The 11,887-nt window shown below is 71.2% G+C and carries 10 protein-coding genes; 6 read left to right on the top strand and 4 right to left on the bottom strand.

What is annotated here, in order from left to right:
- Positions 1 to 250: 250 nt before the first annotated feature.
- From ACLJWH_RS19625 to ACLJWH_RS19615, 3 genes are all read left to right on the top strand, one after another.
- Complete coding sequence (locus tag ACLJWH_RS19625; protein WP_411143023.1) at positions 251 to 1,228, top strand: NAD(P)H-quinone oxidoreductase; 978 nt, start codon at positions 251 to 253, stop codon at positions 1,226 to 1,228.
- 133 nt (positions 1,229 to 1,361) lie between these two features.
- Positions 1,362 to 2,246 carry a hypothetical protein gene (locus ACLJWH_RS19620; RefSeq protein ID WP_411143022.1) on the top strand — a complete coding sequence of 295 codons (885 nt, stop codon included), beginning with the start codon at positions 1,362 to 1,364 and terminating at the stop codon, positions 2,244 to 2,246.
- Positions 2,247 to 2,508: 262 nt separating this feature from the next.
- On the top strand, positions 2,509 to 3,063 hold the full coding sequence (locus tag ACLJWH_RS19615; protein ID WP_411143021.1) for a bacterial proteasome activator family protein: 555 nt from the start codon (positions 2,509 to 2,511) through the stop codon (positions 3,061 to 3,063).
- A gap of 131 nt (positions 3,064 to 3,194) precedes the next feature.
- On the opposite strand, the gene ACLJWH_RS19610 is transcribed toward ACLJWH_RS19615, so the two are convergent.
- On the bottom strand, positions 3,195 to 4,877 hold the full coding sequence (locus ACLJWH_RS19610) for a protein kinase domain-containing protein (protein ID WP_411143020.1): 1,683 nt from the start codon (positions 4,875 to 4,877) through the stop codon (positions 3,195 to 3,197).
- Between the two features lie 325 nt (positions 4,878 to 5,202).
- Between ACLJWH_RS19610 and ACLJWH_RS19605 the strand changes: the two genes are divergently transcribed.
- Entirely contained in the window at positions 5,203 to 6,876 is a 1,674-nt protein-coding gene (locus ACLJWH_RS19605) for a protein kinase domain-containing protein (protein WP_411143019.1), read from the top strand.
- Between the two features lie 181 nt (positions 6,877 to 7,057).
- Here the strand turns inward: ACLJWH_RS19605 and ACLJWH_RS19600 are convergent, their stop codons facing one another.
- The 3 genes from ACLJWH_RS19600 to ACLJWH_RS19590 form a co-directional block, all read right to left on the bottom strand.
- Entirely contained in the window at positions 7,058 to 8,101 is a 1,044-nt protein-coding gene (locus ACLJWH_RS19600) for a phosphotransferase (RefSeq protein WP_411143018.1), read from the bottom strand.
- A 24-nt stretch (positions 8,102 to 8,125) separates the two neighbouring features.
- Positions 8,126 to 8,542 (bottom strand): pyridoxamine 5'-phosphate oxidase family protein, encoded by a 417-nt coding sequence (locus tag ACLJWH_RS19595; protein WP_411143017.1) that lies wholly within the window; start codon positions 8,540 to 8,542, stop codon positions 8,126 to 8,128.
- 153 nt (positions 8,543 to 8,695) lie between these two features.
- Positions 8,696 to 9,355, bottom strand: a complete 660-nt coding sequence (locus tag ACLJWH_RS19590) for a response regulator (RefSeq protein WP_052857347.1) — start codon at positions 9,353 to 9,355, stop codon at positions 8,696 to 8,698.
- Between the two features lie 328 nt (positions 9,356 to 9,683).
- Between ACLJWH_RS19590 and pdhA the strand changes: the two genes are divergently transcribed.
- Entirely contained in the window at positions 9,684 to 10,886 is a 1,203-nt protein-coding gene (gene pdhA, locus ACLJWH_RS19585) for a pyruvate dehydrogenase (acetyl-transferring) E1 component subunit alpha (RefSeq protein WP_411143016.1), read from the top strand.
- Positions 10,887 to 10,888: 2 nt separating this feature from the next.
- Positions 10,889 to 11,872 carry an alpha-ketoacid dehydrogenase subunit beta gene (locus ACLJWH_RS19580; protein ID WP_411143015.1) on the top strand — a complete coding sequence of 328 codons (984 nt, stop codon included), beginning with the start codon at positions 10,889 to 10,891 and terminating at the stop codon, positions 11,870 to 11,872.
- The last annotated feature ends 15 nt before the right edge of the window (positions 11,873 to 11,887 follow it).

Below are 11,887 nucleotides of genomic sequence, written 5' to 3'. Positions count from 1 at the left end.
CAGGCATCCTGCGGCACCGGCCCCGGAGACCGATGGGGCGCACCGGCCCGGGGAACCGGTGGGCGGCCCCCGCCCGGAAGACCGGCGTGGCGGTTCGTGATCCGCCACTTGGGTGCGGCCCCGGGCACCGGCACCCGGGGCACCGGCCCCCGGTACGGCCCCGTACTCGCACCGGCCGTTCCCGGCCCGGCCGTTGTCGCCCCCGACCGACCTGTCGCCCCGTGCGGTATCGGCGAGTAGCCTCGCGCTCATGCGAGCGATCACTATCCCTGAGCCCGGTGGCCCCGAAGCCCTCGTCTGGGCGGACGTGCCGGACCCGCTGCCCGCCGAGGGCGAGGTCCTGATCGAGGTCGTGGCGAGCGCCGTGAACCGCGCCGACCTGTTGCAGCGTCAGGGCTTCTACGACCCGCCGCCCGGCTCCTCCCCGTACCCGGGTCTGGAGTGCGCCGGCCGGATCGCCGCGCTCGGCCCCGGTGTGCACGGCTGGGCCGTCGGCGACGAGGTGTGCGCGCTGCTGGCGGGCGGCGGTTACGCCGAGAAGGTCGCCGTCCCGGCCGGACAGGTACTGCCGCTGCCGACGGGCCTGGACCTCGTGTCGGCCGCGGCGCTCCCCGAAGTGGCCTGCACGGTCTGGTCGAACGTCTTCATGATCGCGCACCTGCGGCCCGGCGAGACGCTGCTGGTGCACGGCGGTGCCAGTGGCATCGGCACGATGGCGATCCAGCTCGCCAAGGCGGTCGGCGCCCGGGTCGCGGTCACCGCGGGCGGCCCCGAGAAGCTGGCCCGCTGTGCCGAACTCGGCGCGGACATCCTCATCGACTACCGCGAGCAGGACTTCGTCCAGGAGATCCGCAAGGCCACCGACGGCAAGGGCGCGGACGTCATCCTCGACATCATCGGCGCGAAGTACCTGCAACGGAACGTCAAGACGCTGGCGGTCAACGGGCGGCTCGCGATCATCGGGATGCAGGGCGGGGTGAAGGCCGAGCTGAACCTCGCCGCGCTGCTCTCCAAGCGTGCCGCGATCACCGGGACCGGGCTGCGCGCCCGCCCGCTCAGCGAGAAGGCGGCCATCGTCGCGGCCGTGCGGGAACACGTCTGGCCGCTGATCGGCAACGGCCGGGTCCGGCCGATCGTGGACCGTACGATCCCGATGGCGGACGCCGCCGAGGCGCACCGGGTCGTCGACGCGAGCAGCCATGTCGGCAAGGTCGTGCTGACCGTCTGAGCAGTCCCGCCCGCCCGGTGATCCGGGCCCCTCCCGCCCCGTAACCCGGTCGACCTGTCCAAGATGCCGGGGTTACGGCCCCGTGTGACGCTGAACTTGTCACTCGACGGCTCGGCACGGGAGGGGCACGGTTGTGGCTCCAGGATTCCGTTCGCGCATCGCCACCGGTCTGTTGCTGGCCACCGTCGTCCTGCCCGTCCCCGTGGTGGCCACCACCGCGGCGGCCCCCCCTCCCGAACGGGCCACCCCGGCCGACCGTCCGCCGGGCCTCGCCCACGCCGACGGACCGCCCGGCGGCGGCATGATCGCGCCCCCGCCCGCGGGCGGGAACACGCGGGTCAGCTGGGGGCATCACGGCCGCCCGGACTGGCTGCCGCGGTTCCCCGAGATGGCCGCCGTCCCCGAGCTGCCGGAGTACCTCCCCGGTCTGCCCTACGTCGTCCCGGACCTGTCGGACAGCATTCCGGGGTTCCCGGACCGACCGCCGTACTTTCCCGGCGCGCCGCCCGTGGACCGCCCGGAGCTCCAGCGCCCGAAGGCCCCGGACCGGCCCGTCCCGGACTCCGTCGCGCCGTCCGCACCTGCCCCCGCTGCCCGCCCCTCGGACGCCTCGGACCCGGTGCGTCCACGGCCCGCCGCCCCGGCGAGTCCGGCAGCCGGCGGTGGTACGAAGGCCAGGCCGAGCCCCGTCGCGCCGCATCGAACGGACCATGCCCCCGCGCCCGCGGCCTCCCCGCCCGGTGCGGCTCCTCCGTGGCGGTCCCCCGCGCGCCGCCCCGGCGCCGCCGGACAGCTCGCCCAGCGCCCGTACCAGTCGCTGCGGCCGACGCCCACCGCGCCTGCGGGACCGCCCAGTGCCACACCGGAGACCACCGACGGCGAACAGCCCGCCACGACCGGTCCCGCCGCCCTCGAAGACCCGGCGGCCCGCGTCGAACGGGTCCTCCCGATGGGCGCCGGTCTCGCCCTCACCGGCCTTGGCCTCGCCTTTTTCGGCCTGCGCCTCCGCCGCCGATGATCTTTTCCGGACGGATCATGGTCTCTTCCGGACAGCTGCCAAGGCTCGTCGCCGTGCTGTTTCACGTGAAACAGCACACAGAGCGGAGCCGAGCGGCGGCGGAAAAAAGGAACGAACGTGACGAGGCGACGAGGGGTCGCGCGGCCTGCGGGGAGCGGGCGGTCACCCGGCCCGGGAGGTCCCCGGGCCCTCCCGGGGTCGTAGATCCCCGGACTCCCGGGGCTACCACTGTGCGGATACGTCGATACGAGAGAATGGCGGCATGGAGATGCCGATGAACGAACGGTCGCAGGAGAGTCCGCACGTCCTGGTTGTCGGTCCGGATGGCATGTCGCTCGGGACCGGTGGCGGGGACGGTGGCGACGAGTCCCGCGAGATTCCGGTGACGGACATGGTCGAGCAGCCCGCGAAGGTCATGCGCATCGGCAGCATGATCAAGCAGCTGCTGGAGGAGGTGAAGGCCGCTCCGCTGGACGAGGCGAGCCGGGTCCGGCTCAAGGAGATCCACTCCAGCTCGGTCAAGGAGCTGGAGGACGGGCTGGCGCCCGAGCTGGTGGAGGAGCTGGAGCGGCTCTCGCTGCCGTTCACCGAGGAATCGGTGCCGACGGAGGCGGAACTGCGTATCGCCCAGGCGCAGCTGGTGGGCTGGCTGGAGGGCCTGTTCCACGGCATCCAGACCGCGCTGTTCGCCCAGCAGATGGCGGCCCGTGCGCAGCTGGAATCGATGCGCCGTGCCCTGCCGCCCGGCGCGGTCGCGCCGGAGGGCGACGAGGAACACCCCGGTCACGGCGGCGCCCGCTCGGGCCCGTACCTGTAGGCGCGCTCGGCGGAAAGGCAGCGGGGCCGGCACACGACGCGTGTGCCGGCCCCGCCTTCATGTCCTCGCGGATATCCGGTGTCCGGTGCCCGTGCCCGTCGGCACCGCTCCGGTCGGCAGCCAGTGGCCGGTCAGCCGCTGCGGCCGGTCGAGACGGTCAGCTGGATCGTCTCGGTGGTGCTCGGGTACCACCAGCTGATGGCCGCCGGAGTCTGTTCCGTGACCATGTTCTTGCCCCAGATCGCGCTGTCCTGCTCGGTGACCTTGTACTTCCAACCCGCCGCGTCCAGGCACGCCTTCACCGAGTCCAGGTTCTTGAACCGGAACGACGGGAAAAGGATCTTGTTCTTGTCGCCGTAGCTCTTGGCCGGGTTGGTGCACTCGGTCGACAGGATCGTCGCCGTCTTGTCCTCGGGCCGGACGCTGGCGGTGGGCGCCGGCGAGTAGGTGTACGGGGTGTACGTGGACGTCGGCTTGTCGCCGGCCTTGTTCTCGTCGGAGCCGCCGCTCAGCCCGATGCCGATCGCGATCGCGGTGACCACGACCACGCCGACCACCGCCGAGACGACGATCACGGGGGTGTTGTTCTTCCGGGCCGGGGGGACCGGAGCCATCGGCATCGAGGCCGTCACGGGCTGCGGGGCGTACGGGGGCGGGGCCTGGAAGCCGCCCCCGTGGAACGGGGCGGGCGTCGGGGCCGACACCGGGGGCGGGTAGGCGTTGTTCGGCGGCGGGGGCGTCGAGGGCCCGAAGGCGGCGGCCTGCGTCGGCTGGTACGGCTGCTGCACGTTCGGCGGCACGGGGGTGTGCGGGGTGCCGGTGGCGGCGGGGAACACCGTGGAGGAGACCGACGAGCCGCTGGTGCGCGCCCGCGGGCCCTCGCTGATGATCAGCGGCGTCGCCCCGGACTGCGCGGACCCCGCGATGCGCAGGCACTCCTCCCGCATCGCCTCGGCGGTCGGGAACCGTTCATTGGGGTTCTTCTTCAGCGCGCGGGCCACCAGCGCGTCCACGGCGGGCGGCACCGAGCGGTTGATGCCCGACGGGACCGGCGGCTCTTCCTGGACATGGGCGTACGCGATGGCGAGCGGGGAGTCCGCGTCGAACGGCAGCTGTCCGGTCAGCAGCTCGAAGAGCATGATGCCGACGGAGTAGAGGTCGGAGCGGGCGTCCACGCCGCGGCCCAGCGCCTGCTCGGGCGACAGGTACTGCGGAGTGCCGACGACCATGCCGGTCTGCGTCATGGACGTCACGCCGGACTGCATGGCGCGGGCGATGCCGAAGTCCATGACCTTGACGACATTGCGCTTGGTCATCATGACGTTGCCCGGCTTGATGTCCCGGTGGACCAGGCCCATCTCATGGCTCGCCTCCAGGGCGGCGAGCACATCCGCGGTGATCTTCAGCGCCTTCTCGGTCGGCATCGCGCCGTGCCGGGCGACGTCGCTGTCGAGTTCCGAGCGCAGCGGCTGCCCGGCGACGTACTCCATGATGATGTACGGCACCATGCCGCCGTCGCCCGCGCCGGGGGCGCTGTCGGACAGCGTGTCCTCGCCGGAGTCGAAGACCGAGACGATATTGGGGTGCGTGAGTTTCGCCACGGACTGCGCTTCGCGGCGGAAGCGTTCGCGGAATGCCGGTTCGCGGCCGAGCTCGGTGTGGAGCGTCTTGATCGCGACCTCGCGGTCCAGCACGCTGTCGTACGCGAGGTGCACGGATGCCATTCCGCCGGCCCCGAGAAGCTCACGAAGCTGGTAACGTCCGCCGCCGACCGAACGGCCCTCGAAGTGTTCCTGAGCGCCGTCCTGGCTCATGATTCAGCGTCCCCCTAGGCGCACTGCCTGTACGTATGGAGATACGTACGGCGATCAACTACCGGAATTCCGCTGCCAAGTCTGCCCCAGGCCCCCGGCACGTCAAGCTGTGTGCCCGTTCCGTGACCAGATGTGCAAGATCCCATCACGACGGTGAGTTCTCTCCGGGCTCCGCTCACCCCTGGTGAACTTGCGACACACGGAGTCAGGGAGGTTTGATGGCCGGTCAACGACGGACCGGAGGGTGCCGCGGAGCCTGTAGCGTGCTCTAGCGAAGACCGAGACCTTACCGCTGTAACGCGGATCGATTCGACGGCGAGGACCGATGGCACCGACGCAGAGCCCGCAGGGCCCGTCCGATCCTGACGCCACCGGCTCCAATATCCCCGATGGACCGGAGATGTGGGGCAATGGAGGGCTGGTCGGCGATGGCCGCTACCGGCTCACGCACCGGCTCGGCCGGGGCGGTATGGCGGAGGTGTTCGCGGCCGAGGACGTACGTCTGGGCCGGACAGTCGCAGTGAAGCTGCTCCGCGCCGACCTCGCAGAGGATCCGGTGTCCAAGGCCCGCTTCACCCGCGAGGCACAGTCCGTGGCCGGGCTGAACCACCACGCGGTCGTCGCTGTCTACGACTCCGGCGAGGACTACGTCGGCGGCAACACCGTGCCGTACATCGTGATGGAGCTGGTCGAGGGCCACACCATCCGTGATCTGCTGCTGAACGCCGACGCCCCGCCGCCGGACCAGGCGCTGATCATCGTCTCCGGTGTTCTGGAGGCGCTGGCCTACAGCCACCAGCACGGCATCGTGCACCGTGACATCAAGCCCGCGAACGTGATCATCACGCACAGCGGCGCCGTGAAGGTCATGGACTTCGGCATCGCCCGAGCCCTGCACGGCGCGGCGTCCACCATGACCCAGACCGGCATGGTCATGGGCACCCCGCAGTACCTCTCCCCGGAGCAGGCGCTCGGCAAGACCGTCGACACCCGCTCCGACCTGTACGCCACCGGCTGCCTGCTGTACGAACTGCTCGCGCTGCGGCCGCCGTTCACCGGTGAGACTCCGCTGTCGGTTGTCTACCAGCACGTTCAGGACATGCCGGTGCCGCCCTCCCAGGTCGCCGGCGCGGTGCCGCCGGAGCTGGACGGCCTGGTCATGCGGTCGCTCGCCAAGGACCCCGACGACCGTTTCCAGACCGCGGAGGAGATGCGCGGCCTGGTCCAGTACTCGTTGCAGATGCTGCACGAGCAGGGCGGGCACACCGGCACCTGGAACACCGGCCCGGTCGCCATGCACGAGGGCGGCCACACCCCGGCCATGGGCGTCGCCGCCACTACGGCGATGCCGCACCCCGACGCGGGGCAGACCGCGGTGAACCCGATACTGCCGCCCGGTATGCGGGCGGACGACGGCGGTTTCGACGGCGGGCCGCGGCCGGCCGGCAGTGGCCGCGGCAAGATCTTGCTGATCGCGGTGCTCGCGCTGATCGCCATCGCGGCGGGCGTGGCCTTCGCACTCCACGGCGGCGGCGACAAGGCTCCATCCGCGCCGGACACCTCCAAGTCCCCTTCGCCGTCGGCCTCGGTGAACGACGAGACCAGCGAATCGCCGTCGGACGAGCCGTCCACACCGCAGACCCAGCAGGGCAGTACGGGCAGCGACTCGGGCGGCTACACGCGGCGCCCGAACCGGCACACCTCCACGCCGCCGCCGTCCTCGCCGCCCAGCTCGGAGCCGCCGCCGTCCGTGCCGCCCACTCACGGCACCAATGGCGGGAACGGCACCGGCGGGGCCGCCAACGGTGGCAACGCCAACGGCGGTAACGCCAACGGCGGCAATGGAACCCCGACCAACGGTGGAGCCGATAACGGTGGGGCCGCCAACGGCGGGGCGGCCAACGGCGGCGCCGGCAATGGTGGGGCCGGCAATGGCGGGGCCGGCTCCACGACCAACGGCACCGCGGACGGCGGCGCGCAGAACGGTACGACCGGCTGAGACCGGCCGACGGACCGATACGGCGGGCCGGGCACCAGGAACCCCTGGCGCCCGGCCCGCCGTCTGCGTTCCGCACCCGCACCGGCCGGTTCAGCCGGTCCACAGAGGCCGCGGTCCCCCAGGAACAGCAGGCCGGAACGGGCCCGCCCGGACCCGCCACCCGCCGCCCGTACCGCCCGGTTCAGCCGGTGAACGCGTCCCGGACCGCGGTGTATTCGCGGGTCCACCAGACCGCCAGCGCGGCCGCCGCCGGGAACTGCGGGTCGGTGCGGAGATCGCCCAGGCGGTAGCGCCAGGTGAGCATCCAGAAGTCGTTGAGCCGCTCCCACCACACCCGGTGCACCGCCGCCGCCAGCTCACCGGCCCCCGCGCCGCAGGCGCTGCGGTAGGCGTCCGCGTACGCCGCCACCTTCGCCAGGTCCAGCGTGCCGCAGGGGCGGACGAAGAAGATCGCGGCGGCGCGGACCGCCTCCTCGGCGCGTGGTGCGACGGCCAGCCGGTCCCAGTCGACGATCGCGGCCGGTTCGGTGCCGCGGTAGAGCACGTTCAGCGGGTGGAAGTCGCCGTGCACCCAGCCCGCGGCGGGTTCGGCACCCGGGGCCGGGCGCCGGTGGGCCTGCCGCGCCAGCAGGGCCCGGCGCTCCAGCAGCCGGTGCTCGGCCAGTTCGTCGAAGCTGGTGCGCGGGCGGGCGCCGCGGGCCAGCACCAGCAGCTCGTCGATCAGCTCGAAGGTGCGGGCCGGGTCCGCGCCGAGGTCCGCGTACGGCGGCCGGGGCGGGCGCGGTTCGGCCGTCATGACCTGCGCGAGGCCGGTGTGCACCAGTCCGAGGAGGGCGCCGAGCCGGCGGGACTGGCCGCGGGAGAGCGCGGCGCCGCCCAGGTGCCGGCCCTCGACCCAGGGGTGCAGGGCGTAGCAGCGGCCGTCCAGGACGGTGACCGTACGGCCGGCCGTGTCGGCGACCGGCGGGGCGACCGGCAGCCCGAGCGCGCCGAGCCGCCGGGTGGCGCGGTGCTGGTGGGCGATGGCGGTGCGGTCGCCGTCGAGGTGGTGCTTGAGGAAGTAGCGGCCGCGGGTGGTGGCGAGGAAATAGCCGTGGTTGAGCAGGCCCTCGGCCACCGGTTCGCACGACAGCGGCTCCCCGGCGCCGTCGTAGCGGCGCAGCAGGGAGCCGAGGGTGTGCCGGTCGGGCGTCGCCGCCGTCCGGCCTACAGATGAGCGCAGCACGCGCCAGATGTTAGATCAACTGTGTCATGCCTGGTGGGCATACCGGAGGACCGGTACGTCCGAGAGGCGGTGCAGCGTCACGAATTCCGGCTCGATGCACAGGAAGACCGGCTCGAAGGGCTCTCCGTCGGCCAGCCGCGGGGTGCGGCCGAAGAGGGCGCGTTCGGCGGGGGTGGGTTCGAAGATCTTCGCGGTGCCGGTGAACTGGACGGACCAGGTGTCGCGCTCGTGGCTGTTGACGTTGTCGGCCTCGTACGCGACGACGCTGCCGTCCAGGGCGTGGTGGTAGTTGTACCCGCGGTGCAGTCGCAGGACCAGCCGGCCGTCGATGACGAGATGCCGGGTGACGGTGGTGAAGGGCAGTGCGCGCATGCTGGCCGACACCCGCCCGTAGGGGGTGCGGCTCAGCAGCTCGACAGCGCGCGAGTCATCGGTGGGCATGTACTCCACCATGCCCTCGGGACGGGGCCGGAGGTAGAGGCAACAGCCCCGAGATGGGGGGACATTGGTCCCGATCACCCGGTCGGCGGCGCCCGCCGGCCCGCGGTGCCCGCAGGGCCGTCCGTGCCCGCGCAGTACCCGTTCCGTGTCCGGTCAGCGTCGTTCGGCCTGCATACGGGCGACGTATGCGGCGGCCTGGGAGCGGCGCTCCATGCCGAGCTTGGAGAGCAGGCTGGAGACGTAGTTCTTGATCGTCTTCTCGGCGAGGTGGAGCCGTTCGCCGATGGCACGGTTGGTCATGCCCTCGCCGATCAGGTCGAGGATCTTGCGTTCCTGCTCGGTGAGATTGGCCAGCCGGTCGTCGCCCTTGGCGTTGTTGCCGTCACGCAGTCGTTCCAGGACGCGGGCGGTGGCCACCGGGTCGAGCAGCGACTTGCCGGCCGCCACATCGCGCACCGCGGACAGCAGCTCATTGCCGCGGATGGCCTTCAGGACATATCCGGCCGCACCGGCCATGATCGCATCGAAAAGGGCCTCGTCGTCGGCGAACGAGGTGAGCATCAGGCATTTGATGTTCTCGTCCTGGGAACGGATCTCGCGACAGACCTCGACGCCGCTGCCGTCCGGCAGCCGGACATCGAGAACCGCTACGTCGGGACGGGTCGCAGGGATCCTGACCAGGGCATCTGCGGCGGTGCCGGCCTCGCCGACCACCTCGATATCCTCTTCCACCGAGAGCATTTCGTGGACGCCCCGCCGGACGACTTCGTGGTCATCGAGCAGGAATACCGTGATTTTTCCTTCTTCGCGCACGCCTCCAGTCTCACACACGAAGTCTTCCCGTGCTCCAGTTCACCGATATAACGTGCCGTTGTCCCGGCGGCCTGCAACGCTGTGACCTGGAGTTGTTCCCGAGCGTGCGCGATTTACTTGGAAATCCAAGCAAAATCGCAGGTCAGGGCTGTTTCCGCTTAGGCTTTGACAATGGGTAACGTGCGACGGGCAGGCCACTTCCGGGGCGCTTTGTTCCACCCGGATCCGGCCGCGTTCGCACCCACCCCGTGCGCCGTATCGGATACCGGGTGAGCCGCAAAACGGCCACCGGCGGACCCCGGGGGCCGGACAGACGGAGGAGCAGCACGTGACCGTGGAGAGCACTGCCCAGCGGAAAACCGCCCGCGGCGGCAGCAAGCGGACCACCGCCAAGAAGGCGTCGTCGGCCAAGGCCAAGACCGCCGACAACGCCGTTGACCAGGTGGAACAGGATCAGCTCGTACAACTGCTGACCCCGGAGGGGCAGCGGGTCGAGCACCCGGACTACGCCATCGACCTCACCCCCGAGGAGCTGCGCGGGCTCTACCGCGACATGGTGCTGACGCGGAAGTTCGACGCCGAGGCGACCACTCTCCAGCGCCAGGGCGAGCTGGGCCTGTGGGCCTCGCTGCTGGGCCAGGAGGCCGCCCAGATCGGCTCCGGCCGGGCGCTGCGCGATGACGACTACGTCTTCCCGACCTACCGCGAGCACGGTGTGGCCTGGTGCCGTGGCGTGGACCCGACGAACCTGCTGGGCATGTTCCGCGGGGTCAACAACGGCGGCTGGGATCCCAACAGCAACAACTTCCACCTCTACACGATCGTCATCGGCTCGCAGGCGCTGCACGCGACCGGTTACGCGATGGGCGTGCAGAAGGACGGCGCGGACTCCGCGGTGATCGCGTACTTCGGGGACGGCGCCTCCAGCCAGGGCGATGTCGCCGAAGCCTTCACCTTCTCCGCGGTCTACAACAGCCCGGTCGTGTTCTTCTGCCAGAACAACCAGTGGGCGATCTCCGAGCCCACCGAGAAGCAGACCCGCGTCCCGCTCTACCAGCGCGCCCGCGGCTACGGCTTCCCGGGCGTACGGGTCGACGGCAACGACGTACTGGCCTGCCTGGCGGTGACCAGGGCGGCGCTGGAGCGGGCCCGCACCGGACAGGGCCCGATGCTCATCGAGGCGTTCACGTACCGGATGGGCGCGCACACCACCTCCGACGATCCGACGAAGTACCGGGCCGACGAGGAGACGCGGGCCTGGGAGGCCAAGGACCCGATCCTGCGGCTGCGGACGTATCTGGTGGCCGAGGGCTTCGTCGACGACGCGTATCTCGCCGCGGTCGAGGCGGAGAGCGAGGCGCTGGGCAAGCGGGTGCGCGAGACCGTGCGGGCGATGCCCGACCCCGATTCCATGGCGATCTTCGAGAACATCTATGCCGACGGGCACGCGCTCGTCGATGAGGAGCGCGCGCAGTTCGCCGCGTACCAGGCGTCGTTCGCCGACGCCGATGCCGTCGCGGAGGAGAACTGACGATGACCGTCTTCGAGAAGATCACGCTGTCCAAGGCGATCAACGCGTCGCTGCGCGCCTCCATGGAGGCCGACCCCAAGGTCCTCGTGATGGGGGAGGACGTCGGCAAGCTCGGCGGCGTCTTCCGGGTCACCGACGGCCTCCAGAAGGACTTCGGCGAGGAGCGGGTGATCGACACCCCGCTCGCCGAGTCCGGCATCGTCGGCACCGCGATCGGCCTGGCGCTGCGTGGCTACCGGCCCGTCGTGGAGATCCAGTTCGACGGTTTCGTCTTCCCCGCCTACGACCAGATCGTCACCCAGCTCGCGAAGATGCACGCGCGGGCGCTGGGCAAGGTCAAGGTGCCGGTCGTCATCCGGATCCCGTACGCGGGCGGCATCGGCGCGGTCGAGCACCACTCCGAGTCCCCCGAGGCGCTGTTCGCGCACGTCGCGGGCCTCAAGTGTGTCTCCCCCTCGAACTCCTCGGACGCCTACTGGATGCTTCAGCAGGCCATCGCGGGCGACGACCCGGTCATCTACTTCGAGCCCAAGCGCCGCTACCACGACAAGTCGCGCCTGGACACCGAGGCGATCCCGTACCCGCTGCACAAGGCCCGGGTCGCACAGCCCGGTTCGGACCTGACGCTGGCCGCCTACGGGCCGATGGTGAAGGTCTGCCTGGACGTCGCCAAGGTCGCCGCCGAGGAGGGCAAGTCGGTCGAGGTCGTCGATCTGCGTTCGCTCTCGCCGATCGACTTCGACACCGTCCAGGAGTCGGTGGTCAAAACCGGCCGGCTGGTCGTGGTCCACGAGGCCCCGGTCTTCCTCGGTACGGGCGCGGAGCTCGCCGCCCGCATCACGGAGCGCTGCTTCTACCACCTGGAGGCCCCGGTCCTGCGCGTCGGCGGTTTCCACGCCCCGTATCCGCCGTCCCGGCTGGAGGACGAGTACCTCCCGGGGCTGGACCGGGTGCTCGACGCGGTCGACCGCGCGCTGGCGTACTGAGGGTTGAGGAGAACC

Origin of the sequence: Streptomyces sp. x-80 (assembly GCF_046549095.1) — a bacterium.
In the GTDB taxonomy this organism is placed as follows: domain Bacteria; phylum Actinomycetota; class Actinomycetes; order Streptomycetales; family Streptomycetaceae; genus Streptomyces; species Streptomyces celluloflavus.
Note: the sequence above shows the minus strand (reverse complement) of the source record. Positions and strands in the feature narration are given on the sequence as shown.

Bases quoted from the DNA above. Each gene is read 5' to 3' on its own strand.
- ACLJWH_RS19625 (WP_411143023.1), top strand. From the start codon at position 251: ATGCGAGCGATCACTATCCCTGAGCCCGGTGGCCCCGAAGCCCTCGTC.
- ACLJWH_RS19615 (WP_411143021.1), top strand. From the start codon at position 2,509: ATGGAGATGCCGATGAACGAACGGTCGCAGGAGAGTCCGCACGTCCTG.
- ACLJWH_RS19610 (WP_411143020.1), bottom strand. From the start codon at position 4,877: ATGAGCCAGGACGGCGCTCAGGAACACTTCGAGGGCCGTTCGGTCGGC.
- ACLJWH_RS19605 (WP_411143019.1), top strand. From the start codon at position 5,203: ATGGCACCGACGCAGAGCCCGCAGGGCCCGTCCGATCCTGACGCCACC.
- ACLJWH_RS19595 (WP_411143017.1), bottom strand. From the start codon at position 8,542: ATGCCCACCGATGACTCGCGCGCTGTCGAGCTGCTGAGCCGCACCCCC.
- ACLJWH_RS19580 (WP_411143015.1), top strand. From the start codon at position 10,889: ATGACCGTCTTCGAGAAGATCACGCTGTCCAAGGCGATCAACGCGTCG.